At 72.9% G+C, this 26,875-nt stretch carries 28 protein-coding genes; 13 read left to right on the forward strand and 15 right to left on the reverse strand.

Features of this window, described 5'->3' with window-relative positions; all coding sequences use genetic code 11:
- The first annotated feature begins 14 nt into the window (after positions 1-14).
- The gene (locus ACNF49_RS19245) at positions 15-617 is read left to right on the forward strand and encodes a class I SAM-dependent methyltransferase (RefSeq protein ID WP_357964984.1); all 603 of its coding nucleotides are present in this window, start codon (positions 15-17) and stop codon (positions 615-617) included.
- A gap of 57 nt (positions 618-674) precedes the next feature.
- Positions 675-1,718 carry a glycoside hydrolase family 88 protein gene (locus ACNF49_RS19250; protein WP_482944568.1) on the forward strand — a complete coding sequence of 348 codons (1,044 nt, stop codon included), beginning with the start codon at positions 675-677 and terminating at the stop codon, positions 1,716-1,718.
- On the opposite strand, the gene ACNF49_RS19255 is transcribed toward ACNF49_RS19250, so the two are convergent.
- From ACNF49_RS19255 to ACNF49_RS19275, 5 genes are all read right to left on the reverse strand, one after another.
- Positions 1,715-2,575, reverse strand: coding sequence for a sugar phosphate isomerase/epimerase family protein (locus ACNF49_RS19255; RefSeq protein ID WP_482944569.1), 861 nt, complete (start codon positions 2,573-2,575; stop codon positions 1,715-1,717). The genes ACNF49_RS19250 and ACNF49_RS19255 overlap by 4 nt on opposite strands.
- Positions 2,572-3,744, reverse strand: coding sequence for a dihydrodipicolinate synthase family protein (locus ACNF49_RS19260; RefSeq protein ID WP_482944570.1), 1,173 nt, complete (start codon positions 3,742-3,744; stop codon positions 2,572-2,574). The genes ACNF49_RS19255 and ACNF49_RS19260 overlap by 4 nt, the downstream gene beginning before the upstream one ends.
- Positions 3,741-4,886 (reverse strand): Gfo/Idh/MocA family protein, encoded by a 1,146-nt coding sequence (locus ACNF49_RS19265; protein WP_482944571.1) that lies wholly within the window; start codon positions 4,884-4,886, stop codon positions 3,741-3,743. The genes ACNF49_RS19260 and ACNF49_RS19265 overlap by 4 nt, the downstream gene beginning before the upstream one ends.
- 131 nt (positions 4,887-5,017) lie before the next feature.
- Positions 5,018-6,244: an HRDC domain-containing protein gene (locus ACNF49_RS19270; protein ID WP_482944572.1), complete on the reverse strand. Its 1,227-nt coding sequence runs from the start codon at positions 6,242-6,244 to the stop codon at positions 5,018-5,020.
- 45 nt (positions 6,245-6,289) lie between these two features.
- On the reverse strand, positions 6,290-6,886 hold the full coding sequence (locus tag ACNF49_RS19275) for a DUF3000 domain-containing protein (protein WP_352365603.1): 597 nt from the start codon (positions 6,884-6,886) through the stop codon (positions 6,290-6,292).
- Positions 6,887-7,556: 670 nt separating this feature from the next.
- On the opposite strand from ACNF49_RS19275, the gene hemE reads away from it, so the two are divergent.
- Positions 7,557-8,507, forward strand: coding sequence for a uroporphyrinogen decarboxylase (hemE, locus tag ACNF49_RS19280; protein ID WP_482945545.1), 951 nt, complete (start codon positions 7,557-7,559; stop codon positions 8,505-8,507).
- A 3-nt stretch (positions 8,508-8,510) separates the two neighbouring features.
- On the opposite strand, the gene ACNF49_RS19285 is transcribed toward hemE, so the two are convergent.
- Entirely contained in the window at positions 8,511-9,458 is a 948-nt protein-coding gene (locus ACNF49_RS19285) for a DUF4349 domain-containing protein (protein WP_482944573.1), read from the reverse strand.
- A gap of 107 nt (positions 9,459-9,565) precedes the next feature.
- On the opposite strand from ACNF49_RS19285, the gene hemG reads away from it, so the two are divergent.
- The 3 genes from hemG (at position 9,566) to ACNF49_RS19300 (ending at position 12,827) form a co-directional block, all read left to right on the forward strand.
- Entirely contained in the window at positions 9,566-10,969 is a 1,404-nt protein-coding gene (gene hemG / locus ACNF49_RS19290; protein WP_482944574.1) for a protoporphyrinogen oxidase, read from the forward strand.
- 5 nt (positions 10,970-10,974) lie between these two features.
- Positions 10,975-11,676 carry a hydrogen peroxide-dependent heme synthase gene (gene hemQ / locus ACNF49_RS19295; protein ID WP_357964963.1) on the forward strand — a complete coding sequence of 234 codons (702 nt, stop codon included), beginning with the start codon at positions 10,975-10,977 and terminating at the stop codon, positions 11,674-11,676.
- A gap of 152 nt (positions 11,677-11,828) precedes the next feature.
- Entirely contained in the window at positions 11,829-12,827 is a 999-nt protein-coding gene (locus tag ACNF49_RS19300; protein WP_482944575.1) for a hypothetical protein, read from the forward strand.
- 189 nt (positions 12,828-13,016) lie between these two features.
- Here the strand turns inward: ACNF49_RS19300 and msrB are convergent, their stop codons facing one another.
- Positions 13,017-13,418 carry a peptide-methionine (R)-S-oxide reductase MsrB gene (gene msrB, locus ACNF49_RS19305; protein WP_357964958.1) on the reverse strand — a complete coding sequence of 134 codons (402 nt, stop codon included), beginning with the start codon at positions 13,416-13,418 and terminating at the stop codon, positions 13,017-13,019.
- A 334-nt stretch (positions 13,419-13,752) separates the two neighbouring features.
- Here msrB and ligD point away from each other — a divergent pair, with 334 nt between their 5' ends.
- Entirely contained in the window at positions 13,753-14,763 is a 1,011-nt protein-coding gene (gene ligD, locus ACNF49_RS19310) for a non-homologous end-joining DNA ligase (protein WP_482944576.1), read from the forward strand.
- 107 nt (positions 14,764-14,870) lie between these two features.
- On the opposite strand, the gene ACNF49_RS19315 is transcribed toward ligD, so the two are convergent.
- On the reverse strand, positions 14,871-15,170 hold the full coding sequence (locus ACNF49_RS19315; protein ID WP_357964952.1) for an alpha-amylase inhibitor: 300 nt from the start codon (positions 15,168-15,170) through the stop codon (positions 14,871-14,873).
- 298 nt (positions 15,171-15,468) lie between these two features.
- Here ACNF49_RS19315 and ACNF49_RS19320 point away from each other — a divergent pair, with 298 nt between their 5' ends.
- The gene (locus ACNF49_RS19320) at positions 15,469-16,041 is read left to right on the forward strand and encodes a hypothetical protein (protein WP_482944577.1); all 573 of its coding nucleotides are present in this window, start codon (positions 15,469-15,471) and stop codon (positions 16,039-16,041) included.
- 255 nt (positions 16,042-16,296) lie between these two features.
- Here the strand turns inward: ACNF49_RS19320 and ACNF49_RS19325 are convergent, their stop codons facing one another.
- The 4 genes from ACNF49_RS19325 to ACNF49_RS19340 all read right to left on the reverse strand — a co-directional run bounded on the left by ACNF49_RS19325 (position 16,297) and on the right by ACNF49_RS19340 (position 19,211).
- Entirely contained in the window at positions 16,297-17,109 is an 813-nt protein-coding gene (locus ACNF49_RS19325; RefSeq protein ID WP_482944578.1) for an MBL fold metallo-hydrolase, read from the reverse strand.
- A gap of 5 nt (positions 17,110-17,114) precedes the next feature.
- Positions 17,115-17,309 carry a hypothetical protein gene (locus ACNF49_RS19330; RefSeq protein ID WP_357992211.1) on the reverse strand — a complete coding sequence of 65 codons (195 nt, stop codon included), beginning with the start codon at positions 17,307-17,309 and terminating at the stop codon, positions 17,115-17,117.
- An 82-nt stretch (positions 17,310-17,391) separates the two neighbouring features.
- Positions 17,392-18,039: a response regulator transcription factor gene (locus ACNF49_RS19335; protein ID WP_482944579.1), complete on the reverse strand. Its 648-nt coding sequence runs from the start codon at positions 18,037-18,039 to the stop codon at positions 17,392-17,394.
- The gene (locus ACNF49_RS19340; protein WP_482944580.1) at positions 18,036-19,211 is read right to left on the reverse strand and encodes a sensor histidine kinase; all 1,176 of its coding nucleotides are present in this window, start codon (positions 19,209-19,211) and stop codon (positions 18,036-18,038) included. The genes ACNF49_RS19335 and ACNF49_RS19340 overlap by 4 nt, the downstream gene beginning before the upstream one ends.
- Positions 19,212-19,359: 148 nt before the next feature.
- Between ACNF49_RS19340 and ACNF49_RS19345 the strand changes: the two genes are divergently transcribed.
- Positions 19,360-19,896 (forward strand): YceI family protein, encoded by a 537-nt coding sequence (locus ACNF49_RS19345; RefSeq protein WP_482944581.1) that lies wholly within the window; start codon positions 19,360-19,362, stop codon positions 19,894-19,896.
- On the opposite strand, the gene ACNF49_RS19350 is transcribed toward ACNF49_RS19345, so the two are convergent.
- Complete coding sequence (locus ACNF49_RS19350) at positions 19,856-21,895, reverse strand: acyl-CoA dehydrogenase family protein (protein WP_482944582.1); 2,040 nt, start codon at positions 21,893-21,895, stop codon at positions 19,856-19,858. The genes ACNF49_RS19345 and ACNF49_RS19350 overlap by 41 nt on opposite strands.
- Positions 21,896-22,216: 321 nt before the next feature.
- Here ACNF49_RS19350 and ACNF49_RS19355 point away from each other — a divergent pair, with 321 nt between their 5' ends.
- A complete protein-coding gene (locus ACNF49_RS19355) occupies positions 22,217-22,585 on the forward strand; it encodes an RNHCP domain-containing protein (protein WP_352325680.1) in 369 nt (122 codons plus the stop codon).
- 1 nt (position 22,586) lies between these two features.
- Positions 22,587-22,988, forward strand: a complete 402-nt coding sequence (locus ACNF49_RS19360) for an RNHCP domain-containing protein (protein ID WP_357964930.1) — start codon at positions 22,587-22,589, stop codon at positions 22,986-22,988.
- A 68-nt stretch (positions 22,989-23,056) separates the two neighbouring features.
- On the opposite strand, the gene ACNF49_RS19365 is transcribed toward ACNF49_RS19360, so the two are convergent.
- Positions 23,057-23,944 (reverse strand): tetratricopeptide repeat protein, encoded by an 888-nt coding sequence (locus ACNF49_RS19365; protein WP_357964927.1) that lies wholly within the window; start codon positions 23,942-23,944, stop codon positions 23,057-23,059.
- Positions 23,945-23,961: 17 nt separating this feature from the next.
- Positions 23,962-25,407, reverse strand: coding sequence for an aldehyde dehydrogenase family protein (locus tag ACNF49_RS19370; RefSeq protein WP_482944583.1), 1,446 nt, complete (start codon positions 25,405-25,407; stop codon positions 23,962-23,964).
- A gap of 57 nt (positions 25,408-25,464) precedes the next feature.
- On the opposite strand from ACNF49_RS19370, the gene ACNF49_RS19375 reads away from it, so the two are divergent.
- Together ACNF49_RS19375 and pgeF are read left to right on the forward strand one after the other, a co-directional pair.
- Complete coding sequence (locus tag ACNF49_RS19375; protein WP_482944584.1) at positions 25,465-26,139, forward strand: GNAT family N-acetyltransferase; 675 nt, start codon at positions 25,465-25,467, stop codon at positions 26,137-26,139.
- Positions 26,140-26,148: 9 nt separating this feature from the next.
- Positions 26,149-26,856, forward strand: a complete 708-nt coding sequence (gene pgeF / locus ACNF49_RS19380; RefSeq protein WP_357964918.1) for a peptidoglycan editing factor PgeF — start codon at positions 26,149-26,151, stop codon at positions 26,854-26,856.
- Positions 26,857-26,875: the final 19 nt, after the last annotated feature.

Consider the following 26,875-nt stretch of genomic DNA (forward strand, 5'->3'; position numbering starts at 1 on the left):
ACTATGGTGATCGAGTGCCCGATCCGTACTGGAATCACAACGTGCACTACCAGCGGCTGGTGCTGAGCCTGATCCCGCCCGGCTCGGCCCGCGCCCTCGACGTCGGCTGCGGCGACGGCCTCCTGGCGGGCAAGCTCGCCGCCCGCGTCCCCGACGTGACCGGCGTCGACCGGTCCGCGCAGGCCGTCGCCCTGGCCAGATCCCGCCACCGCGACCGGCCCGGCCTCACCTTCGCCGAGGCCGACTACCTCGACCCGGCCGCGCTGCCCGAGTCCGGGTACGACTTCGTCAGCGCCGTGGCCGTCGTGCACCACGCCGAGTTCGGCACGGCCGTGGGGGCGTTGCGGCGGCTGCTCGCGCCCGGCGGCCGGCTGGTGGTCGTCGGGCATGCCAGGAACCGGTCGCTCCTCGACTGGGCCATCAGCGGCACGGCACAGGTCGTCACCCGCGTCCACCAGCTCCGCCACGGCCCCAAGAGCGGGCCGCCCGTCCCCGTCATGGCCCCTGTCATGGCGTGGGCCGAGGTGGGGCGGGCCGCCAGGCGGCTGTTGCCCGGCTGCCGGTTCCGTCGGTTGCTGCTGCGGCGCTACCTGATCGTCTGGGACGCGTCCCGTTAAGCCCGTGCCGCCCCGGGTAACCGGAGGAGGCATCACGTTTCCGGATGAGGCGGTTCCATGCTGGTCGCAGAGCTGGTGCGCAGGGTCGGCACGACCCTCGCGCAGTCTCAAGGACGCTTCCCCCTCTACGCCGACCCCGCGACGGGCGAATGGACCTGGTCCGAGGACGGGGACTGGTGCGGCGGCTTCTGGGGCGGCCTGCTGTCCCTGGCCGCGGTCGCCACCGGCGAGCCCCGCTACGCCCGCGCCGCCGGCCAGGTCGCCGAGCGGCTGGCCGCCCGCACCGACGCCCCCACGCTGCTGCGCGGCATGTTGTTCTGGTACGGCGCCGCGCTCCCGGCCGTGCTCGCCGGCGACGAGGAGCCGGGCGCCACGGCCGCCGTGGCCGCCGCCCGGTCGCTGAGCATCGGCTTCGACCCGCTGGCCGGCCTGCTGCCGCCCCAGGAGGAGGACGTCGCCAAGTACGGCTGGCCGCGCCCCGGCGCCTGCGTGGACGGCCTGCCCGGCACGGTCCCGCTGCTGGCCTTCGCCTGCGAACGCACCGGAGCCCGCGAGCTGCTGGTGATGGCCGAGTCCCACGCCCGTACCGGCTACGCCATGTGCGTGCGGGAGGACGGCTCGGTCGCCCAGACCTCGGCCGGCGCCGTCAACGGCTCCTCGCCGGGCAGCACCTGGGCCCGCGCGCAGGCGTGGGCGATGCTGGGCCTGGCCCAGGCCGCCCACCTGTCGCCCGAGTTCACCGGCCCGGCCACCGAGGTCGCCGACTGGTACCTGGCCCACGTCCCGTCCGACCTGGTCTGCTACTGGGACTTCGACGACCCGGACATCCCCGCCGCGCCCCGCGACACCTCGGCCACCGCGATCGCCGTCGCCGCCCTGGCCAAGCTCGCGCCGCTGGCCAAGGACGGCTACCGCGACCAGGCCGCCCGCACGCTGGAGGCGCTGGCCCGCGACCACCTCAACGAGCACGGCGGCCTGGTGGACGGCTGCTACGACCGGCGCAAGGGCCTGGCCACCGCCCACGAGCTGGTCTGGGGCGACTACTTCCTGCTCGAAGCCGCCCTCACCCTCGACGGCACGGTCGACCCCGGCCGCGTCTAGACCACCAGCTCGGCGTAGCGGGCCTTCATCGTGGCCAGCACCTCGTCCGGGTCGGCCGCCCAGACGTCGGCGTTGAAGATCTCGACCTCGATGTCGCCCGCGTACCCGGCGGCCAGCACGGCCCGGGTGATCGGCGCGAAGTCGATCACCCCGTCGCCCATCATCCCCCGCCCGAGCAGCACGTCGGCGGGCAGCGGGTGCAGGTAGTCGCACACCTGGTACGACGCGATGCGCCGCCCGGCCCGCGCGACGTCCTCGGCCAGCCTGGGGTCCCACCACACGTGGAAGGTGTCCACCACCACCCCGACCTGCTCCTCCGGGTAGGGCAGGCTGAGGTCGAGCGCCTGGCCCAGCGTGGACAGCACCGCCCGGTCGGGGCAGTAGATCGGATGCAGCGGCTCCAGCGCCAGCCTGACGCCGCGCTCGCCGGCGTAGGGCGCCAGCACCGACAGCGCCTCGGCGACCCGCTCCCGCGCCCCGGCGACGTCCTTGGAGAAACCGGGCGGCAGCGGCTCGCCCGGCCGCACCCCCGGCAGCCCGCCGACCACCATCACCAGGCACGCGGCCGCCAGCTCGGCCGCCTCGTCCACGGCCCGCCGGTTGTCGTCGAGCGCCTGCTCGAACGCCCGCCGCCCCTCCTCGCCGGGCAGCCCGCCCGCCGTGAGGAAGCCGCCCCGGCACAGCGAGGACACTCGCAGCCCGGCCTCGCGCACCAGCTTGGCGCTGCGCGCGAGCCCCTCCTCGGCCACCTTCTCGCGCCACAGCCCGATCGCCTCCAGGCCGTGCCGCGCGCAGCCGTCCACGGCCTCGGCGACCGACCAGCGCCTGGTCGTCCACTGGTTCAGCGACAGGCTCACAGGCCGTTCACCGCCAGCAGCGCCGTCATCCTGCGCACGGCCAGCTCCGGGTCGGCCAGCAGCCCGGCCCGGTCGGCCAGCCTGAACACCTCCGCCAGGTGGCGCAGCGAGCGCGCCGACTGGGCGCCGTTCACCATGGCGAACGCGTCCTGGTGGCCGTTGAGCCAGGCCAGGAAGACGATGCCGGTCTTGTAGTGGTACGTCGGCGCCTCGAAGATCTTCCGCGACAGGGCGACCGTGGGGGTCAGGATCTCGTCGTAGCGGGCCAGGTGGTGGGCCGCCTGCTCGCCGCCGGCTGCCCCGCCGGCTGCCTCGGCGGCGTCCAGCTCGCGCAGGGCCGCGGCGGCGGCCGGGGCGATCGCGTCGAAGATGCCGAGCAGCGCGTGCGAGCCCGTCCTGATGAGGGAGGGGTAGTTGAAGTCGTCGCCGGTGTAGAGCCGGACGCCCTCGGGGAGCGCGGCGCGCAGCCGCACCTCGTGCTCCTCGTCCAGCAGCGACACCTTGACGCCGTCCACCACGGCGGCGTGGGCGTGGACCAGCTCCAGGAACGACTCCGTCGCGGCGTCCACGTCGGACGCCCCCCAGTAGCCGGCCAGCTGCGGGTCGAACATCTCGCCCAGCCAGTGCAGGATCACCGGGCGGTCGGCCAGGCCGAGGACCTTGCCGTACACCTGGTGGTAGTCGGCGGGCCCGGCCGCCACCGCGGCGAGCTGGCGGGAGGCCATGACGATCACGCCCGCCCCGGCCGCCTGGACGGCCTCCACCTGCTCGGCGTACGCGGCGGTGATCGTGTGCAGGTCGGCGGCGCCGGGCGCGTGGTCGGTGCCCGCGCCGCAGGCCACCAGCGCCGCCGGGTCGCCGAACGGGCGCGCCTCCTCGGCGCTGAGCCGGATCAGCTCCTTGGTCGCCGCCCAGTCCAGGCCCATGTTGCGCTGGGCGGTGTCCATGGCGTCGGCCACCCGCAGGCCGTGCGACCACAGGTGGCGGCGGAAGCGCAGCGTGGCGTCCCAGTCGACGGCGGCGGGGGAGCCCGGCGTGTTGTCGCCGAGCGGGTCGGCGACGACGTGCGCGGCCGCGTAGACGACCCGGCTCGCGGCCGGGGCGGCCGAGATCGGCCAGGTCACCGGCGCGCGCAGCTCGTACGCGCCGCCCGGCAGGTCGATCCTCACAGCTGCGGCACCTCGATCCTGCGGCCCTCGGCGTTCGAGCGCAGGCCCAGCTCGGCGAGCTGCACGCCGCGCGCTCCCGAGGCGAAGTCGTTGGGGAACGGCGCGTCCTCCAGCACGTGCCGGACGAACGCCCCCCACTGCACCTTGAACCCGTTGTCGAACTCGGCGTTGTCCGGCACCTCCTGCCAGTCCTCGCGGAAGCGGGCCGTGGCGGGCAGGTCGGGGTTCCAGACCGGCTTGGGGGTGGCGGCCCGGTGCTGGAAGCGGCAGTTGCGCAGGCCCGCGACGGCGCTGCCGTGCGTGCCGTCCACCTGGAACTCGACCAGCTCGTCGCGGTTCACGCGGACCGTCCAGGAGGAGTTGATCTGCGCGATCACGTCCCCTTCGAGCTCGAAGATCCCGTACGCGGCGTCGTCCGCGGTGGCCTCGTACGCGTGGCCCTGCTCGTCCACCCGGGACGGGACGTGCGTCACGGCCTTGGCGTAGACCGACCGGACCCGGCCGAACAGGTTCTCCAGCACGTAGTGCCAGTGCGGGAACATGTCGAGCACGATCCCGCCGCCATCCTGCGCCCGGTAGTTCCAGGACGGGCGCTGCGCCTCCTGCCAGTCACCCTCGAACACCCAGTAGCCGAACTCGCCGCGCACCGACAGGATCCGGCCGAAGAACCCGCCGTCGATCAGCCGCTTCAGCTTGAGCAGGCCCGGCAGGAACAGCTTGTCCTGCACGACGCCGTTCTTCACGCCCCTGGCCGTGGCGGCCTCGGCCAGCGCGACGGCCTCCTGCACCGACTCGGCCGTCGGCTTCTCGGCGTAGACGTGCTTGCCCGCCTCGATGGCCTTGAGCACGGCCTTGACGCGGGCGCTGGTGACCTGGGCGTCGAAGTAGATCAGGTTGTCGTCGTCGGCGAGGGCGGCGTCGAGGTCGGTGGTGAAGTCGGGGATCCCGTGCCGGTCGGCGATGTCGGCGAGCTTGTCGGCGTTCCGGCCGACCAGGACCGGGCGCAGCCTGACCCGGTCGCCGTCCGAGAGCGTGACGCCGCCCTGCTCGTTGAGGGCCAGGACGGAGCGGACGAGGTGCTGGCGATAGCCCATTCGTCCGGTGACGCCGTTCATCACGACGCCGATGGTGCGCACGCTCATGGGGATCCCTTCAGGCAACGGATGGGGAAAGCGCTTTCCCGAAACGTACGGCCGTCCCCCTCCGAGCGTCAAGTGGGACGGTGACGCCGGCGGGCGGAGGCGGGCCCTCCGCCCGACCGCCGGCGGGGGAACTAGCTGTCGACCCGGCCTTCGAGCCGGGCCAGCGCCTTGGCGATGGGAAGGGCCGTGAGCGAGAGCTGCCACTCACGCGCCCCGAGCGAGCGCAGCCGCTCGGTCACGCTCTCGTCGGTGATCTCAGCGGGCGGTTCCCAGGTGAGCCTGCGCACCGCGTCGGGCTGGAGCAGGTTCTCCGTGGGCATGCGGTGCTCCTCGGCCAGCGCGGCCACCACGGCCCGCGCCGCCGCGAGGCGCTTGGCCGCCGCCGGGTCGCGGTCGGCCCAGCGGTTGGGCGGGGGCGGCCCGTCGCCGGGCGTGCTCGGCTGGGGCAGCTCGCCGTCGGGCAACGTCCGCGCCCGGTTGACGGCGGCCAGCCAGTCGTTCATGTACCGGCGGGCGCTGCGGCCGGTGAACGCCGAGATCTCGGTCAGGGCCTTCTTCGTGCGGGGGCCCTCAAGGGCGGCGGTGACGATCGCGGCGTCGGGCAGCACCCGGCCGGGGGCCAGGTCGTTCTCCCTGGCGATCGTGTCGCGCATGGTCCACAGCTCGCGCACGATGGCCAGCGCGCGCACGTTGCGCACCTTGTGGATGCCCGACGTACGCCGCCACGGGTCGGACCGCGGCGTCGGCGGCGGGGTGTTGAGCACGGCCGCGAACTCCTCGCGCGCCCACTCCAGCTTCCCCGACCCGGTCAGCTCCTGGTGGAGCATGTCGCGCAGCTCGACCAGCACCTCGACGTCGAGGGCGGCGTAGCGCAGCCAGTCCTCCGGCAGCGGCCTGGTGGACCAGTCGGCGGCCGAGTGGCCCTTCTCCAGCCGCAGCCCGAGTACAGTCTCGACCATCGTGCCGAGCCCGACCCGTTCGTAACCGAGCAGCCGGCCGGCCAGCTCGGTGTCGAAGATCTCGCGCGGCTTGAAGCCGACCTCCATCAGGCACGGCAGGTCCTGGGACGCGGCGTGCAGCACGACCTCGGTGCCGGTGAGCGCGGCGTCGAGCGCCGACAGGTCGGGGCAGCCGACCGGGTCGATCAACGCGGTGCCGGCGCCGGCCCTGCGGAGCTGGACGAGGTAGGCCCGGTTGCCGTAGCGGTAGCCGGAGGCGCGCTCGGCGTCGACCGCCACGGGGCCGGTGCCCGCGGCGAAGGCGTCGACGACCCGGGCCAGCCCGTGCGCGTCGGCGATCACCGGGGGGATGCCCTCGCGGGGTTCGAGCAGGGGCTCTACGATGCGTTCTTCTGTCATGAGCTCACCGACCTCATGACGCTGGTGCTGTCTTGACTGGTGCCCTCACTTCGTACGGTCACTCTCCGGATCATCACGTCGGCGCGGCAGCGCGGCCACGTCGGGCGGGAGCGGCGGGATCCCCGCCGCCAGGCACATGAGGTCGCACCAGGCGGCGACGTGGCCGGACAGATCCTCCTCGGCGGGCGACCAGGACGCACGCAGCTCGAGCTCGGTCGTGACCGGGTCTTCCGCCTTGTTGCCGAAGCCCTCGGACACAGCTCTAGTCACGGTACCGCCCGCGGCGGAGTAGTCGGCTTCGTGCGCCTCCAGGGCCTCGGTCAGCCAGCTCCACACGACCGGGCCGAGCAGCGGGTCGGAGGTGATCTCCGGCTCCATGTCGGCCCGGACGTAGGCCACCAGCCGGAACGGGCCCTCCCAGCCGCGCTGGCCGTCGGGGTCGTAGAGCAGGATCAGCCGGCCGACCGCGAGCTCGTCGTCGTCGCGGTAGACCGAGGCGCCGATGGCGGCCGAGTAGGGGGCCAGCCGCTGCGGCGCGGGGAGGTCCTCCAGCTCGATCTCCGGCCTGACCTCGGACAGCCGCAGGCTCTGCGCCGCGCGGGTGAACGCGGCGGGCGGCGGTGGCTGGTCACCGAGGGTCATAGCCGAAGCGTAGGTCGAGGACGGACGGAAGGGGACCACGGGGGTGCTCATCCTTGGTGATCAAGCCGCTGCCGTAACCAGCTGGCGGACCGGTCGGGTGGTCTCGGCCGAGCCGAGCAGGATCGCGTGGCCGCATTCGGCGCAGGCCCATTCCGGACACTCGCCAGGACCGTGCCCGTCGAAGCAGGGCGGCTGCTCGAACAGCCGCTCGCCGGCGCAGGCAGCACAGCGCTCGCTGCGAACCTCCGGGGAACTCCACAACGCGGTCATCGCACCAGTCATCGAACCGGGGCCTTTCTTCGGGTCGTGGCTCCGACGTTGGCACGAGCCGCTGACAATTCCCCGCAACGCGCTCGGCGTGTCCCGAAAGTGGTCGCTGAATCGGTGCCGCGCGGTGGGTTGGTGAACATTTGGTCCAGTCGAGACCGGCTCTCTGGGCGGGCATGGGGTGTGTTCGACCCGTGTGCGACGCCGCTGCCGGGCAGACCGGTAAACCTTCATCTGGCTATCTGATCATGATTTTGGGTATCCAATGCATGTTTTTCCGACACCTTGCGCCGATGTCTCGGCCGATCGGGTGCCATGGCACCCTTGGAGGGTGAATCTCGCCGACTCAGCCTTCCTGCGCGCCTGCCGCAGGCAGCCCGTCCCGCACACCCCGGTCTGGTACATGAGGCAGGCCGGGCGCTCGCTGCCCGAATACCTGAAGGTCCGCGAGGGTGTGCCGATGCTCACCGCCTGCGCGACGCCCGACCTGATCGTCGAGATCACCATGCAGCCCGTGCGCCGCTACGGCGTCGACGCGGCCATCTTCTTCAGCGACATCGTCGTCCCGCTCAAGGCCATCGGCGTCGACCTCGACATCAAGCCGGGCGTCGGCCCGGTCGTCGCCGACCCGATCCGCGACGCGCGGGCCGTCGCGGCGCTGCGCCCGCTGGAGCCGGGCGACGTGCCCTACGTGACGGAGGCGATCTCGGCACTGGTGGGCGAGCTGGGTGCCACCCCGCTGATCGGCTTCGCCGGCGCGCCCTTCACGCTCGGGTCCTACCTCATCGAGGGCGGCCCGTCGAAGAACCACGACCGCACCAAGGCCATGATGTACGGCGAGCCCGCCCTGTGGCACTCCCTCATGGAACGCCTGTCCGACATCGTGCTGGAGCACCTGCGCATCCAGATCGCGGCCGGCGCCTCGGCGATCCAGCTCTTCGACTCGTGGGTGGGCGTGGTGGCCCCTGACGACTACCGCGAGTTCATCCTGCCCCACACCCGGCGCATCTTCGAGGGCGTCGCGGGCGTGCCCCGCATCCACTTCGGCGTGGGCACCGGCGAGCTGCTCGGCGTGCTCGGCGAGGCCGGGGCCGACGTCGTGGGCGTCGACTGGCGGGTGCCCCTCGACGAGGCGGCCCGGCGCGTGGGGCCGGGCAAGGCGCTGCAGGGCAACCTCGACCCGGCGATCCTGCTCGCGCCGTGGGAGGTCGTGGAGCGCAGGGCCCGCGAGGTGCTGCGGCGCGGCGCGGCGGCCGAGGGGCACGTGTTCAACCTCGGCCACGGCGTGCTCCCCTCGACCGACCCCGACCAGCTCAAGCGCCTGACCGACCTGGTGCACGAAGCGGGCGCCTGACCGTCACGCCGCCGACGGTCCGGGCTCGGCGGGTTCGGGCCCGGCCGGCGGCGCGGGGCGGCGCGCGCGGTTGCGCCGCACCAGGAACACCACCGCGGCCACCAGCGGCGCCATGACGACCAGCCACGGCAGCAGCGCGCCGAACACGGTCAGCGCCGTCTTGGTGAACGACACCAGCGCCTCCCACCCGGCCTTCAGCCCGCCGAGGAAGCCCGCCGGCTCCTCGGCCGGGTCCTCCACCACGGTCACCGGCCCGACCAGCCGGAGCGTCAGCGTGGCCATCGCGACCTGGGTGGCCAGCTCCTTCTGCTGGGCCTGCAACGCCTCAAGGTCCGCCTCGCGGGAGTTGATCTCCCGCTCCACCTGGAGCACCTGCCCGATGGTCTCGGCCTTCTTCAGCAACGTGCGCAGCGACTCCAGCGACTTCTGCGCCGACGTCAACCGGCTCTCGACGTCGGCGACCTGGAGGGTGACGTCCTGGGTGCCCTGGGTCATCGAGAGCTGCTTGCCCAGGTCCTTGCCCAGCCTGGCGGTCACGTCGGCGTACCGGGTGGGCGGGATCTTGAACTCCAGCAGGGCCGAGTCCTCGGTGTCGCCGGCCGACTCGGCCTCCTCCTTCGACAGGTAGCCGCCCGCCGCCGTGACGAGCTGCTTGGCCTGCTGCGCGGCCGGGATGACCTGCTTGGCGCGTACGGTCATGCTGCCGGTGTAGATCACCTGCCGGTCCTGTTGCCGCTGGGCCAGTTTGACCCCGGAGACCGCGCTGCCGCCGTCCTGCGGCGCGGCCTGCTTCTTCGGCGCGGCCAGGTCCCGCGCCTCGGGGGCGGCCATGCCCTGCGTGGCCACCGCGGGCGCGCCGCCCGACATCGTCTCGACCGTGCCGCCGCCGCAGCCCGCGAGCAGCAGAGTGGCGCAGGCCGAGAGCGCGATGCCTAACCGGATTCTCCTCATGCCCTTATGACGGAAGCTGGATCACCCCGGTTTGGCGACATACATCACGGTAGGGTCACGTGCCCCGATCAGCTGGGCGGTCTGCCGAGGCGGTAGCGTCAGGAGACGTGGAAGGGAAACGGGCGCACGTCGTCGTCATCGGCGGTGGGATCTCCGGCCTGGCGGCCGCGTGGTTCCTCCGTCAGGGTACGAGCGAGCAGGTCAAGGTGACCGTGTTGGAGGGCAGCCCCCGCCTCGGCGGCAAGCTGCACGCCTCCGAGGTCGCGGGGGTGAGCGTCGACGCCGGGGCCGAGGCCATGCTGGCCCGCCGGCCGGAGGGCGTCGAGCTGGCCAAGGCTGTCGGGCTGGAGGACGAGCTGGTCTTCCCCGGCACCGTGCGGTCGGCCGTCTACTCCAGGGGCGCGCTGCGGCAGATGCCGAAGGGGCACGTCATGGGCGTGCCGGCCGACCTGGCGGAGCTGGCCAGGTCCGGCATCATCTCGCCCGGCGGCCTGCTGCGGGTGCCGCTCGACCAGGTCCTGCCGCCCACGCTGGTGCGCACCGACGTGTCCGTGGCCTCCTACATCCGGGCCAGGATGGGCGGTGAGATCGTCGAGCGCCTGGTCGAGCCGCTGCTCGGCGGGGTCTACGCCGGCCGTTCCGACATGCTGTCGCTGGAGGCGACGATGCCGCAGGTCGCGGCCGTCGCCAGGGCCGAGCGCTCGTTGCTGAGCGCCGCCCGGCACATCGTCGAGGAGGCGCCCAAGAACGGCGGGCCGATCTTCACGACGCTGCGCCAGGGCGTGGGCAGCCTGCCCGAGGCGGTGGCCAAGGCGTCCGGGGCCGACGTCCGGACCGGCGTGACCGTGCGCGAGCTCCACCGCACCGAGCACGGCTGGCGGCTGGTCGCCGGGCCGGTGCCGCGCCCCGAGGTGATCGAGGCCGACGCGGTGATCCTGGCCACGCCCGCTCCCGCCGCCGCCCGCCTGCTCAAGGCCGAGGTGCCCAAGGCCGCCGCCGAGCTGGCCAGGATCGAGTACGCGAGCATGGCCGTCGTCACGCTCGCCTACCCCGTCGACGCGCTCCCGCAGCCGCCGACCGGCAGCGGCTACCTGGTGCCGCCGGTGGAGGGCCGGCCGGTCAAGGCGGTGACGTTCAGCTCGGTCAAGTGGCCCCACCTGGCTCAAGACCTGCTGCTCGTGCGCTGCTCGGTCGGCAGGATCGGCGAGGAGCACCTGCTCCAGCGCGACGACGCCGAGCTGGTGTCGCTGGCCACGGCCGAGCTGGCCGACGTGGTGGGCGTGCGCGGCCTGCCGGTCGACAGCCGGGTCACCCGCTGGGGCGGCGGGCTGCCGCAGTACAACGTGGGCCACCTCGACCGGGTGGCCAGGGTGCGCGCCGCGGTCTCGGGCGCCGCCGGGCTCGCCGTGTGCGGCGCGGCCTACGACGGCATCGGCGTCCCCGCCTGCATCGCGACCGCCCGTACGGCCGCGGCCCGGATTCTGGACCACCTGTCGCGAGAAGGAGAATGAAGGACATGACAGAGGGCGCGCCGCGGCTGAAGGCCCGCGATCTCAACCAGGTGATCCGTTACACCATGTGGTCGGTCTTCCAGGTGACCGAGCAGGTCCCGGGCAACCGGGAGAACATGGCCGACGAGGTCGAGGAACTGCTCGCACAGGCGGCCGGGAAAGACATCGTGACCAGGGGGGTCTACGACGTCGCCGGCTTCCGTGCCGACGCCGACTACATGTTCTGGTGGCACGCTCCCACGCCCGAGGACCTCCAGGACGTCTACTCCCGGTTCCGCCGCACCGGCCTCGGCCGGCACAGCAGGCCGGTCTGGTCGGCCATGGCGCTCCACCGGCCGGCCGAGTTCAACAAGTCCCACATCCCGGCCTTCCTGGCCGAGGAGGAGCCGCGGGCGTACGTCAGCGTCTACCCGTTCGTGCGCTCCTACGAGTGGTACCTGCTGGAGGACTCCGAGCGGCGGGCGATGCTGGCCGAGCACGGCCGGATGGCCCGCGACTACCCCGACGTGCGGGCCAACACCGTGGCCTGCTTCTCGCTCAACGACTACGAGTGGATGCTGGCGTTCGAGGCCGACGAGCTCCACCGCATCGTCGACCTGATGCGCACGCTGCGCGGCGCGGAGGCCCGCCGCCACACGCGCGTGGAGATCCCGTTCTACACGGGCGCCCGCAAGCCGGTGCAGGAGCTCGTCGCGGCTCTGCCCTAGCGGTCATGGTGGCCTGGGGCGGAGCGGAACATCCAGGCCAACTTGACGATCTCCCTGCAGTGATCTACCCCCTTTGTCACAATCGAGGGTGAATTCCCTTTTGGTGGCATGGCGTCGGTGGCACGGTCCATGCAGGGGCGAGGAGGGGCCGGGTGGAACAGTCCGCGGAAGGGCAGAGCCCGGGGCGCCGGCGCGCGCCAGGCCGCCATGCGGCGTTACGGGACACGACATCGGCCGACCAGCGGACCGGCGACCGGCCCGAGACCCGTACGGGCGGCGCACGGGAGACCGGCGGCCGGGCGGAGGCGCGTACGGGCGGTCCGGTGGAGGCGCGTGCGGGACGCGGACGGCATGGGCGGCGGCGCGGGCGTACCGGAACACGGGGCCTGGCGGCGGGCGCGGTGGCGCTGGCCGGGGGAGTGGCGCTGCTGCTCGGCCTGAACGGCGCACTCGGCGGGACGGTCACCGCCTCCGGAGCCCAGGCCGGCGCGGAGGGCGCCACGGCCCGGCAGGACCCGGCGGCCGAGGGCGGGGTCCCGGCGAACCCGGGCCGGGCGCCGGCCAACGGCAAGGGCGCCGCGGAGGCGCGCGAGCTGCCCAAGGGCCAGGCCCGGCCGAGCGCGTCGGCCGCCGCCGACCCCGCCGGCTCAGGCGCGCCCGCCAGGACCGGCACCGCCGACCCCGCCGCGAAGCCGGACGCCGTCCAGGGCAGGCCGGACACCGTCACGGGGACGACCGAGACCGGCGACGCCCAGGTCAGCCTGCCCGAGGCCGGCGACCAGGGCGATGCCAAGGGCGGCGACTCGGCCGGTTACAAGGCCGACGGGCCGTCGCGGCACACCGACCGGGAGGCCGCCGAGTACTTCCGCGCCCGTTGGGGGCGGGGCGACAAGGCGATGAAACACCTCAAGGACATCCGCACCGTAGGCGGATATCTGCGCATTTACACGAACTTACCGGACAGTGCCGACAACTCCGCCACGGCCATCACGCTGTGCAAACGCGGCCTGGAGTACCTCAGGGCGAACGGCGTGAAGCGTCCGATCGTCTTCGTGCAGGCGGAGTTCGGCGAGAACGGGAACCCCGTCCTCGCCAACATCCTGGGCCCTTCCGATCACAACTGCCGTGTCACGTACCCCCGGCCGAACTGACGCGCGCCGGGAATGAGCCTCCGGGGCGGGCTAGCGCACCCGGACCCTCGTCTTCGAGCACACCTCACACCGCTGAGTCACGACACGCCCGATCGTCTCAATCGTCACCCAGCGGTGGCGAAGATGGACACGGCCCACAAGCAGGCCCCTACCCCTTGTGGGCGATCGGTACGCTCTGTCGCTAATCGATCACCCCTTGGGTTCGAGCCTCAGCGAGACCGAGTTGATGCAGTAACGATCGTCGGTCGGCGTCGGATAGCCCTCGCCGTGGAAGACGTGACCGAGGTGGGAGTCACAGCGTGCGCAGCGCACCTCCGTGCGCACCATGCCGTGACTGTCGTCCTCGATCAGCCTCACCGCCTCCGACTCCGACGGCTCGAAGAAGCTCGGCCATCCGCAGTGCGACTCGAACTTCGTGTCGGACCGGAACAACTCGGCGCCGCAGGCGCGGCACGAGTACACGCCCTCGGTCTTGGTGTCGACGTACTCCCCCGTGAACGGGCGCTCGGTCCCGGCCTCCCTGAGCACGTGGAACTCCTCAGGAGAGAGCCTGGCCCGCCATTCGGCCTCGCTCTTGACCACCTTGTCCATGCGTCCAGACTACGAGATCCGGCAAAAAGAGATCTCCGCAGGGTGAAGCATCCTTTCTCGGCGGAATTCGCGTCTTTGTCGGTAAGGGGGTGTCATCGCCTCCTGCCAAGGGGTGAGATCGTCCGCGGCTCGCCGTAGCGGCACAGCCCACGCCCGTGCTGGCGCCGCTGGCGACCCGAGATGGCCGGCCGGGTGGCGCGCCAGCGCCCGGAACGGCGAAGGATGATCTTAGGTCCGTCCCGTCGAGCCCCGGTCCCGCCACCGACGCGGCTCCGGGACGGGCCCACCTCTTCCTTCGGCCGTTCTGTCGGCGCGGGGGAGTAGGTTCGATGGCATGGCATCGCCGTTCATAGAGCTCAAGGTGGGGGAGCGGACCGTCAAGGTCACCAATCCCGACAAGGTCTACTTCCCGGAGATCGGGGCGACAAAGCGGGAGCTGGTCGAATACTACGTGAGCGTCGGCGAGGGGGCCCTGCGCGCGCTCAGAGACCGGCCGACCAACATCAAGCGCCATCCCGACGGCGTCCAGACCGAGGCCATCTACCAGAAGCGCATGCCGCCCAAGCACCCCGAGTGGCTGCAGTCGGTCACGGTCACCTTCCCCAGCGGCCGCACCGCCGACTCGCTCCGGGTCACCGAGGTCGCCGCGATCGCCTACTGCGCCAACCTGGGCACGATCGACTTCCATCCCTGGCAGGTGCGGGCCGCCGACGTCGAGCACCCCGACGAGCTGCGCATCGACCTCGACCCGCAGCCCGGCCTGGAGTTCGACGCCGCGCGCCGGGCCGCCGAGCGCACCCGCGAGGTGCTCGACGAGCTGGGCATGGCGGGGTTCGTCAAGACCTCGGGCAACCGCGGCGTGCACATCGCGGTGCGCATCGAGCCCCGCTGGGACTTCGTCCAGGTGCGCCACGCCGGAATCGCCCTGGCCAGGGCGGTCGAGGCCCGCGACCCCGAGCTGGTGACCACCGCGTGGTGGAAGGAGGAGCGCGGCGACCGTGTCTTCATCGACTTCAACCAGAACGCCAGAGACCGCACCGTCGCCAGCGCCTACTCCGTCCGGGCCCGCCCGTATGCCCCCGTCTCGACCCCGCTGACCTGGGACGAGCTGGCCGACGCCGACCCGCGCGACTTCGACATCCGCACCGTCCCGGCCCGCTTCGCCAAGCTGGGCGACGTGCACGCGGCGATCGACGACCGGGCGTACTCGATCGAGCCCCTGCTGGAGATGTACGCCGCCGACGACCGCGGCGACATGCCCTACCCGCCCAACTACCCGAAGATGCCGGGCGAGCCCAAGCGCGTCCAGCCCAGCAAGGCCAGGAACGCGCCGGAGGAGAAGTAACCCCGCACAGAATCAAGCGGGAGTCTCGGCCCGGCCCTCAGTGAGGCGACCTCCGATGCCCGAAAGGCCGGCCACCGTTGTGGGGCCGGCCTTTTCGCGGGAGCCGGTCAGCAGGTGTCGGCTCCGTCGAAGGTGCGCACGCCGCGCGGCACGCGCGAGTAGATGGTCTCGCCGGAGTCCACGGTCTGGCACGCGCCATCCGTCCCGCGCGCCCAGATGATCTTCAGTCGGAGCCGGTAGCCGCAGTCGTTGCGGGCGTAGCCGGTCTTGGTGAGGGTCCCGGTGTTCTGCCAGACGGTCACGCACGACGGCGCGTTACCGGCCGGCGCCGCCCAGGCCGGCAGCGCGCTGAAGGTGCAGCACGTGACGGCGAGGGTGGCGAGGGCGGCTCGGGTGGCTGGGCGCATGTGAGGTGTCCTTCCGTTCCGGCCTCGGCCAGGCGGCTGCCTGGGCAGGGGGCGAGGTGGAGACAGAAGTGAACATCTCAGATCGGTAACGGCGATGGCGATCGTGAGCCGGCACAGGATGAGAGCCGCAGGTCTGGGCGTGTCGCGCGTAACGCTGGGACGGCGGTTCCGAAAATGTGGTCGAGTCCCCACAAAGCCCTGCGCCCCTTCCGCGTGACGAAACGCTCCGGATGGCATGACGTGACAAGTCACGCGGCTCGGGCCGAACTTGTCAGGCGTTTTCCGCATCGAAACGGTCATGAACTCAAGCGCCACGCACAAGAGCAGCCCGATGGCCCGCCGACTCCGTGTCTGGGCGTCGACCGTCGCCCTGTCGACCTCCCTGGCGCCGATCCTCGCCACGGGCGCCGCCTTCGCCGCGACCGGCCCGGCGGCGACCGACCCGTTCCGGGGCGTCAACTGGGCGCCCGTCGTCGAGCGGGCGCTGCACTGCCCCAAGCCGGGGCCGAAGGACAGCTGGTACGTCGTCCGCGCCCGCGTCGCCGCCGTCGGCGACCTCACGCGCGACGGCCGCCCCGACACCGTCGTCACCTCGTCCTGCCCGAGCCCCACGGCGGGCAACCCGGTGCTGGCCTTCGTCTACGACGGCGCGTCCCGGCGTTCGGCCCCGCGTCTGATCGGCACGCTGGGCAAGAACCGGTACTTCAAGACCCAGACCGTCGCCGTCCAGCGCGGCGAGGTGCGCCTGAGCGGCAAGGTGGTCAGCGACAAGGCTCCGCGATGCTGCCCCGACCTGCTCGTCCGCCAGACCTACAAGTGGAACGGCAAGGCGTTCCACCGGACGTCGGAGAAGCTGACCGCCCTCTCCTGAGCGGGCCGACGGCTGTGGGCCGCACGGCCGGACCCGGCGCCTGGGACGGGACCCGACGGCCCGGCCGTGCGGCGGCACAGGAGGTGCGGCCGCAAACGAAGGTAACTCCCGTACCTTCCGCCGGGGAAGAAGTCGGATATGTAACTATCCACTCCCGGTAGAGGATTCCTCGTCCGAGTAGAAAGAACCTCATCCCGGGCGGAGCGCCCGGAACACCCGTCCGGGAACGAGCCCGGACGGGTGCGGAGCGGGAGCTCAGCGGCGCACGAGGTGGTGCGGCGCCAGTTCGCGGGTCTCGCCGCGTTCCAGGTAGACCACGCGGTCGGCCAGGCCCACCTGCTCGATGTGGTGCCGGAAGTCGTCCAGCGGTGAGCTGAAGACGCCGTAGTCGTCGTAGTGCACCGGCACCACGGTGTGCGGGTTGATGAGATCGACCCAGGTCGCGCCCTGCTCGCCGTCCATGGTGACGAGCAGGGTGCCGAGCAGGCGGGTGCCGCCCAGGTGCACGAGCGCGAGGTCGACCTCGGGGAAACGACGCGGGATCGCCTCCAGGCGGCGGTCGAGCAAGGTGTCGCCGCTGATGTGCAGGCGCAGCTCCACCAGGCCCTCGGGGCCGCGGAACTCCAGCATCGTCCCGATCACCGGCGGCAGCAGCGTCTCGGCGGGGCCGGGCGCGTGCCTGGCGGGCAGGGCGGTGACGGTCACGCTGCCCTGCGGCCCGTTCAGCTCGTGGTGCTCCCACACCTCCAGGCCCGTGCTGCGGCCGAAGCCGCGGCGGCGCAGCGTGCGCGCCGCCTGCCGGGTGGTGATGATCTGGGTGCCCTTGTCCAGGCCCTTCTCCGTCACCCGGTCCCAGTGGTCCCCGTGCAGGTGCGACAGCACCACCGCGTCGATGGGCGGCAGGTCCGACACGTCGATGGCCGGGTCCTTCAGCCGTCGCGAGCTCAGGCCGTAGCCCAGGTACGCCCGCTGGCCGCGGTGCAGGAAGTTGGGATCCGTCAGCAGCGTGAAGCCGTTGTAGCGGATCAACGTGGTCGCGTTGCCGATGAACTGCAGGCTGCCCTTCATCCGGCTCACCCCGGATACGGCGGGTGCTGGCCCGGAGGCACGCCGCCGCCCTTGCCGCCGCCCTTGTGCCCCTTGTCGCTGCCGTGCGGCCGGCCGGCCCGCCTGCCGCCGCTCTTAGACTCCGGCACGGCGTCGGTGGATTTCGAGTTCGCGCCGGACTTACCCGACCGGCGAAGTTCGGGCTGTTGCGGATTGCTCATGGCTTTTGTCCCCCTTTGCGGCTTATCACCTACCTCCCTGCTCCGCCGCCAAACCCGCCGCCAAACCCGCCGCCCGCGGCGCCTACCGGGTCAGGCCCGCGTCGTGGGCGATGAGGCCCGCCTGGGTGCGGTTGAGGCAGCCCAGCTTGTCCAGCAGGCGTGACACGTACCCCTTGACGGTGGGTTCGGCCAGGTGGAGGCGGGCGGCGATGCGCGCGTTCGACAACCCCTCGCCGAGGCAGGCCAGCACCTCGCGCTCGCGTCCGGTCAGCGACTCCAGCAGCACGCGGGCGCGGGCGCGGGCCGGGTCCGCCGCGGCCGAGGCCGCCACCAGCCTGCGGGCGGCGACCGGCGACAGCACGGTGTGCCCCTCGGCGGCCACCCGGACGAGCCCGATCAGGTCCTCCGGCGGCGTGGACTTGACCAGGAAGCCGGCGGCCCCCGCGCGCAGGGCGCGCAGCACGTACTCGTCGGCGTCGAACGTCGTCAGCACCACGACGACCGGCGGCCGGGGCAGCTCGACCAGGCGTTCGATCGCGGTGAGCCCGTCCACGCGGGGCATGCGCAGGTCCATGAGCACGACGTCCGGACGGCTGCGCACGACCGCCTCGACGCCGGCGGCGCCGTCGTGGGCCTCGTCCACGACCTCGATGTCGGGCGCCGAGCCGAGGATGGTGCGCAGGAAACGGCAGACCATCGGCTCGTCGTCCACGACCACGACTCTGATCATGTCGCCACGTACGCGGGGAGAGTGGCCTCGACGGTGAACCCGCCGTCGGGGGACGGCCCGGCGCGCAGCGTGCCGTGCACGACCTCGACCCGCCGCCGCAGGTCGGCGATGCCGAGGCCGGAGCCGGTGCCGGCCAGGGGGCCGCCGGGCAGGCCGGTCGGCGGCGTGTTGCGCACCGTGAGCCGTACCCGCGCCTGGCCGTACTCGATCCGCACCTGCACCCGCGCGCCCGGCGCGTGCTTGCGCACGTTGGTCAGCGCCTCGCGCACGATCCGGTACGCCGTGCGCCCCACCACCGGCGAGGCCAGCGCCCGGTCCCCCTCCTCGACCAGCTCGGCCGGCGTGCCCACGGAGGCGGACTCGGCGACCAGCGCGGCGAAGTCGGCCGCCGACGGCGGCACGTCCGGCTCCGGCGCGGTGCGCAGGACGCCGATCAGGTCCCGCAGCTCGTCGAGCACCTGGCAGCCCGCGGCCCGCAGCTCCTCGGCGGTCTGCCGGGTGTGTTCGTCGGCCGCGGTGACCCGCAGCGCGCCGGCCTGCAGCACCATGAGGCTCACCCGGTGGGTGACGACGTCGTGCATCTCGCCGGCCAGCCGGGCGCGCTCCTCGGCGCGGGCCTGCTCGGCCAGCAGGTGCCGCTCGCGTTCGGCCCGCTCGGCGCGTTCGATCAACATCCTGAGCACCCGCCGCCGTCCGTCGAGGTAGAGCGCGAGCAGCGGGCCGACGGCCGTGCGCAGCACCCCGTCGACGAGCACGCCGGCCGCCGGTTCCCACACCCGTGCGATCACCATCGTGTACGCGGCCAGCACGGCGACGGCGACCCGCCGGTCCCTGCGGTCGTAGAGCGGCCCGTACGCCGCCGCGATGGTCGCGAACGGCGCCCACACGTTCCCCTGCCCGGCCGGGACCAGCATCCCGCCCGGCGAGATCAGCAACGTCACCACGAGCGTGTACGTCCCCAGCACGACCAGGACCGTCAGCGGCGCCCGGCGGCGGGCCACCAGCGACAGGCAGGCGGCCGCCTGGACCGCCAGCAGCGCCCAGGCCAGCGGACCGGGACGCTCGGGCCACCACGACAGACCCAGCAGCGTCGAGCCGGTGTCCAGCAGCGCGAAACCGCCCGCGATGACCACGTCCAGCACGAGGGAACGGCGACACGCCCCTGCACCCATGCCGCAAACGCTACGACATCCCCGCATGCCGTAAATATCGGGTAAGTGGGAAACCATACGAAAGTCGCATGTGCTCCCGCCGATCGTCGCCCCGGTGACCGACGGCCCGCCCTGCCGCACGGCCACCCCGCCGCCGTGCAATGGACCCATGACGAACCTCCCTCCGCTGGGCCGCTACGAGATCGACACCGAGAACTCCACGATCCGCTTCACCACCCGGCACCTGTACGGCCTCGCCCGCGCCCGCGGCACCTTCGACGTCAGGGGCGGCACCGTGGACGTCGCCGAACCGCTCGCCGACTCCCGCGTGCGCGTGGAGATCGACGCCGCCGGCTTCCACACCGGCAACCACCGGCGCGACGAGACCGTGCGCTCGCCCCGCTTCCTCGACGCCGCCCGCCACCCCGTCATCACCTTCACCGGCGCCCCCGCCGGCGACGGGACGCTCACCGGCACGCTCACCGTCACCGGCGTCGAACGCCCGCTCACCCTCACCGTCGAGCGCTGCGACGTGACCGCGAACGGCTTCACCGTCGTGGTCGCCGCCCGCGTGGACCGGACCGCCTTCGGGGTGACCGCCATGCCCGGGATCGCCGCCCGTCACCTGGCGATGTCGGCCGAGGTCAGGTGCGTGCGGGCGGGCGTCACGGATCGCGGGGAAGGTCCAGCGCGCGCTCGGCGATGATGTTGAGCTGCACCTCCGTGGTGCCGCCGCCGATGGTGAAGGCCCGGGTGGCCAGGATCATGCGGTTCCAGTGGCGGTCGGACGGCGCCAGCGACCAGCAGAACTCCGAGACCGCCTGCGCGTGCCGCATGCCGAGCAGCTTGCGCACGCTGGCGGCGGGGCCCGGGTCGGCCCCGGCCAGCCTGGACAGCGTCACGCGCAGCCCGAGCGCCGAGATCGCCTGGCCCTCGGCCCACAGGCGGCCCGCCTGCTCGCGCTGCGACTGCCGCAGCGGCGGCAGGGCGCCGACCAGGCGGATCATGTCGGTGTGCCGGGAGCCCGGTCCCCAGGAGTCGCCGAGCGCGACCCGCTCGTGGGAGAGCGTGTCGCGGGCCACCCGCCAGCCGCCGTCCACCTCGCCCACCACCAGGTCGTCCGGGACGAAGACGTCGTCGAGGAAGACCTCGTTGAAGATCTCGTCCCCGTTGATCTCCTTGAGCGGCCTGACCGTGACGCCGGGGGCGGACATGTCCACCAGGAAGTACGTGATCCCCTCGTGCTTGGGCCTGCCGGGGGAGGTGCGGGCCAGGCAGATGCCCCAGTGGGCGTACTGGGCGAGGGACGTCCAGATCTTCTGGCCGGTCAGCGACCAGCCGCCCGCCACCCGGGTGGCCCTGGTGGACAGGGCGGCCAGGTCGGACCCGGCGCCCGGCTCGCTGAACAGCTGGCACCACACGAGCTCGCCGGTGAACGTCCTGGGCAGGAAACGTTCCTGCTGCTCGGGGGTGCCGTACGTGACGATGGACGGGACCGCCCAGGCGGCGATCCCCAGGTTGGGGCGCTTGAGGTCGCGGAACTCCTGATGGATGATCACCTGTTCCAGCGGCGTGGCCGCGCGGCCCCACGGTCTGGGCAGGTAGGGCATGATCCAGCCGTCCCGTGCGAACCGGCCCAGCCGGGCGAGCGGCTCCTCGCGCCGCAACGACTCGGCCTGCGCCCTGATCGTCTCCCTGAGCCGGACGGACTCCTCGGGCAGGTCGGGTTCCATCGTGCGGCGGGCCCCCGCCAGGGCCAGGTCGGCGACCTGCTCGGCCCACGGCCCCGGGTCGCCGGCGAGCATGCGGCCGGACAGGGCGCGGCGGTAGTGGCGGTGGGCGTCGTGCTCGAAGGTGTAGCCGATGCCGCCGAGCACCTGGATGGCGTCGGCCGCGCAGCGCACCGCCGCGTCCGGCCCCAGCACGGCCGCCACCCCGACGGCCAGCCGCACATCGTCACCGAGCCCGCCGGGCTCTCCCGTGTGCGGGGCGTCGAGGGCGCGGGCGGCGTCCCAGACGGCGGCGCGGGCCTGCTCCAAGGCCACCAGGGCAGCCGCCACCCGGTGCTTGACGCCCTGGAACTGGCCGATCGGGCGGCCGAACTGCTCGCGTACCTTGGCGTGGGCGGCGGCCGTGCCGACCGCCCAGGCGGCGGTGCCGCACGCGTCGGCGCCGAGCAGCACCGCGGCCAGCTCCCGCACCGGCACCGGCCCCAGCAGGCGCTCCGGCGGGACGTCGAGACCCGTGACCGTCGTGACCGCGCACAGGTCCCGGTCCAGGTCGACGCCCTCGGCGGGCTCGGCGCGCACGCCGGCCCGGTCGAGCAGCGCCCACCCGTCACCGTGCGGCACGAGGAACAGGTCGGCCCCGGCCGCCCCGAGGGCGAGCGGCCCGAGCGCGACGGCCGCCGTCAGCGACCCGTCGGCCAGCCCCCGCAGCAGGCCGGCCGCGGGACCCCCGGACCGGGCGAGCGCCGCCGAGGCCAGCACGACCGGCAGGTACGGCCCCGCCACCCGCAGCTCGCCCAGCACCTCCAGCGCCACGCACAGCTCGACCAGCCCGTATCCCTGCCCGCCGAACTCCTCCGGCAGGTGCAGGCCCAGCAGCCCCTGCCCGGCCAGCGCCCGGTGCTCGACGGTGCGCCCCGCCAGCCCCTGTACGGAGGCCGCCAGCGCCCGGTGTTCCTCGGTCAGCCCGATCCCCATGGACGAACACTAGAACGATATTCGGTCGATCTCCAGGGTCCAGGAAAAACCGTTGGCGCGCGACCGGCGGGGGTGATTAGCCTGGCGACTGTCCCGTTCGGTGCGAGTTCAGGAGGTGGGTTGATGACCGGCACGGCGCCCAGCGCGCCTCTCCGTGCCACGGGCGTGCCCGCTTCCCCTGAGTTCCAGAGCCTGAGGACGAGTATCTGAAGTCCTGGCCTCAGTGGGCCGGACCGCCTGTGGCACCCGCGTGCCTGTGAGGCCCGCTCGGCGCTCCCTTGCTGCCTTTTTTCATGACAAATCCGGCAAGGAGAACCCAGGTTGTCTGCCAACGGCAAACCTCGTTCCATCATCAGCACCGACACCTTCGCCTGCGTCCGCTGCGGCCTGACCGTCGCCGCGTACGCGCCCGGCGGCGTCCGCCGTAACCACTGCCCGAGCTGCCTGCACTCGTTGCACGTGCTCGACCGGGTGGAGGGCGGCCCTTCGGAGTGCCGGTCGCGGATGAACCCGATCTCGATCGCGGTCCTCCGCACCGGCGACTGGATGATCATCCATCGCTGCTCACGCTGCGGCGAGCTGACGTCCAACCCGATCTGCGGGGACGACAACCAGCTCATCCTCATGCGCATGGCCGTACGCCCGCTCGCGCAGCCGCCGTTCCCGCTCGAAGCGTTCGGCGACCTGTGACATGCCCAGGAGGAACCCTGGCCGGGCCAGGCCGCAACAGCCGAAGGCCGTGCAACGTGGCGAGCGCGGCGACGCGTTCCGCTGCGTCGGCTGCCGGCTGGACGTACCGATGGACGCGCCGGGCACGGCGCACCGCAACCACTGCCCGCACTGCCTGACCAGCCTGCACGTCGACCACCGGATCCCGGGGGACCGGCGGGCGGGCTGCCGGGGCCCGATGGCGGCGCTGAGCGTCACCGTCAGGCCGGACGGGGAGTGGCTGATCATCCACCACTGCCAGGCGTGCGGCGGGCTCAGCGCCAACCGCATCGCCGGCGACGACAACGCGCTGGCCCTGCTGCGCATCGCCGTACGGCCGCTGTCCGACAGCCGCCTGCCGGTGAGCGCCCTGCTGGCGCTCTGACAGAAGGCGCTCCGAGTGCCTTGACGACGGCGGGCCGCCCTCCTGGGCGGCCCGCCCCTCGCGACGGCCTAGTCGTCGCCGAACTCCAGGCGCAGGGCCAGCGTGAAGTCGCTCACCGCCTCCTCGTGCCGCTCCATCTCCTGGAAGATCTCGCCGCGCACCCGGTAGGCCCAGATGTACTCGGGGTCCAGCTCGATGGCTCTGTCCAGGTCGCGCAGCGCGGCCTCGTTGTCGCCCATCTCGCTCAGCACCGCGCCCCGGCTGCCGAACGCGCGGTCGTTGTCGGGGTCGAGCTCGACCGCGCGGTTCAGGTCGGCCAGCGCCTCCTGGTAGCGGTCGATCATGCGCAGCGCCTCGCCGCGCCGGCTGAGCGCCCGCACGTGGCCGGGGTCGGCCTCCAGGGCCCTGCTGTAGTCGGCGATGGCCTCGCTGTAGAGGTGCATGCGCTGGTACAGGTCGCCGCGCGCCACCCACGAGTACGCCAGCTCCTCGTTCAACGCGATGATCTTGGCGTGCTCGTCCAGGGCCTCGTCCAGCCGGTCCATGTCCACCAGGGCGTCGGCCTTGGCCTCCAGGATCCACAGGGACTCGGGGGCGAGGGTGAGCGCGTGGTCGAAGTCCTCCATCGCCTCCTCCAGCCGGCCGAGCGCCGCGTACGCCTGCCCGCGCGAGCCCAGCGCGTACGCGCTGTCGGGTTCCAGTCTCAACGACTCGTCGAAGTCCGCCAGGGCGGCCTCGTACCGCTCGATGACCCGATGGCTCTCGCCGCGCAGCCGCCAGGCACGGGCGTTGTCCGGGACCAGCGTTATCGACTCGGTCAGATCGGCGATGGCGGCCTCGTGCCGCGACAGCGCGATGTACGATTCGGCTCGGCTGCGCAGCACGGACGCGCGCGACTGGGCGGCTGCCTCGGTCAGCTCGGTCAGCTCGGACTGGTCGTTGATCCCCTCGCTCATGGAGGGAATCTACCGAACTAAAACTGGATGATGGCCGCCTTTTCCCGGGTGTACTCCATGACGGAATCGTGGCCGTACCCGCTGTCCTTCACGCCGCCGAACGGCAGGCCAGGAGGCATCTGGCGGTAGGTGTTCACCCACACGGTGCCGCTCCGCAGATCCCGCACGAACCGGTGCGCCCGCCCGAGGTCTCGCGTCCACACCCCGGCCGCCAGCCCGTACGGCGAGTCGTTGGCGATCTCCAGCGCCTGCTCGTCGCTGTCGAACGGGATGGCCACCGCCACCGGCCCGAAGATCTCCTCCTGGCAGATGCGCAGGCCGTTGTCCTCGGTCGTGTAGAGCGTGGGCTCCACCCAGTAGCCGCCCGGCAGACCGGGCACCACCTCGGCCCCCGACCGGCCGCCGAAGACCAGCTCGGCCCCCTCCTTCTCGGCCGTCTCCAGGTACGAGCGCACCCGCTCGAACTGCCCGGCCGACACGATCGGGCCCATGGTCGTGGCCAGGTCGAGGGGGTCGTCCAGGACCAGTCCGGCGCAGATGTGCCTGATCCGCCCGAGCAGGTCGTCCCAGATCGAGCGGTGGACGAGGATGCGCGAGCCGGCCACGCACACCTGCCCGGCGTTGCCGGTGTAGACGGAGTTCACGGTGACGCCCTGCGCGGCGGCGTCCAGGTCGGCGTCGGGGAAGACGATGTTGGGCGACTTGCCGCCCAGCTCGAACGTCAGCGGCTTCAGCGCGTCCGCCGAGGCCCGGGTGATGGCCTGGCCGGTGGCCGTGGAGCCGGTGAGGCTGACCTTGCCGACGTCCCGGTGCCGGACGAGCGCGTCGCCGACCTCCTCGCCGAGCCCGCTGACGATGTTCAGCACGCCCGGCGGGAACACCTCGGCCAGCAGCTCGCCCAGCCGCAGCACCGACGCGCTGGCCTGCTCGGCGGGCTTGACGATCACCGTGTTCCCGGCGGCCAGGGCGTAGGCGGCCTTGGCGGAGAACGTCGAGACGGGGGAGTTCCAGGGGATGATGCAGACCGCCACCCCGTACGGCTCGCGCCGCGTCAGCCCGAGCGTGTCCGGCCCGAGCAGGACGGTGTCGCCCGTGACCGCCTCCAGGCACTGCCCGGCGGCGAGCTGCCACAGGTACGCCATGCCCGGCAGGTCCTTCTTGAGCGTGTCGCGCAGGATGCGGCCGTTGTCGCGGGTCTCCAGCCGGGCCAGTTTCTCGGCGTGCCGGGCGAACAGCTCCGACACCTTGCGCAGGAAGTGCGCCCGGCCCAGCGCCGGCATGGCCGACCAGGCGGGGAAGGCCGCCCGCGCCGCCGCCACGGCGGCCTCGGCCTCGCGTGCGCCACTGGCCGGGATCCGGGCCCACGCCTCGCCCGTGGCGGGGTTGACGGTGTCCATCGTCCGGTCCGCGGGGACCAGCTCGCCGCCGATGAGATTGCGGTAGTCAGGCACGCGACCAAGCATATGCTTGCTTGTCGCGAGCAGGCCAGTCCCGGATGGATCGGGGCATAATGGTCTTCCGTGAAAATCGATCTGACCTGGCCGAAAACCGCCGACGAGCCCCTGCTCGCCGCCGTCCACCGCGTGCTGCACGCCGTCGTCGAGCTGGGCGGTGCGGTCGGCTACCTCGCGCCGCCCACCAGGGACGAGACCGACCCCTGGGTGGAGGCCACGCTCGCGATGGCCAGGACGGGCGAGGGACGGCTCGCCCTGGCCACGGTCGACGGCACGGTCCAGGCCATGGGCCTGTGGCGGCGCGGCCAGGAGGCGGTCTTCCGGCACTCCGCCGAGGTGGGCAAGGTCATGGCCCACCCGCAGGCGCGCGGGCTCGGGCTCGGCCGGGTGGTCGTGTCCGGCCTCGCGGACGACGCCCGCGCCGCCGGCATCGAGACGCTCACGCTGCGGGCGCGCGGCAACAACCACGGCGCGATCGCGCTGTACCAGAGCCTCGGGTTCCGCGAGTGGGGGCGGCTGCCGAACGTGGTCGAAGTGGGCGAATGGCGCTTCGACGAGGTGAACATGTACCTGGAGCTCGGCCGCCGGCCCGGCGTCGTCCTGCACGGCTCGTCCCCGGGCGGCCCCGGCTCCTCGCCGCAACCCGGCTCATCGCCCCAGCCCGGCTCCTCCCCGCAGCCCGGTTCCTCTCCCCAGCCCGGCTCCTCGCCTCGCCCCGGCTTCTCGCCGCAACCCGGCTAGGATCGAGGCATGCTGCTGGCCCCCGGAGTGCACGCCGTCGTCACCGACCGCCACGGAGGGGTGAGCGCCCCGCCGTACGGCTCACGCAACCTGGGCGGCATGGTCGGCGACGACCCGGCGGCCGTACGGGCCAACCGCGCGGGCCTGGCGGCCGAGCTGGGCGTGCGCGCCGTCGTCTACATGCGCCAGGTCCACAGCGCCGACGTCGCGTACGTGAGCGAGCCGTTCGGCGACGACCCGCCGCCGCTCGACGGCGTGTTCACCACCGAGCCGCGCCTGGCGCTGGCCTCGCTGGGCGCCGACTGCCCGGCCGTGCTGGTGGCCGACCCCGAGGCGCGCATGGTCGGCGCCGCCCACTCCGGGCGTCCCGGCACGGAGGCGGGCGTGGCCACAGCCCTGGTCGAGGCCATGGCCGCCAAGGGCGCCCGGCCCGGCCGGATGGTCGCGCTGATCGGCCCCGGCGCCTGCGGCCGCTGCTACGAGGTGCCCGCGGAGCTGCGCGGACAGGTGGCCTCGAAGGTGCCGCCGACGTGGTCGACGACGTCGTGGGGAACCCCGGCGCTCGACCTGCGGGCCGGGATCGAGTCCCAGCTCAGGGCGGCGGGCGTCACCGACGTGCGGCACGACGCGCGCTGCACCATCGAGTCCGCCGAGCTCTACTCCCACCGCCGCGAACAGCCCGGCGGCCGCTTCGCCGGCCTCATCTGGCTGACCTGACCCGCGAGCCCGCCCTCCC

The sequence above is a fragment of the Actinomadura sp. ATCC 39365 genome, from assembly GCF_054392275.1.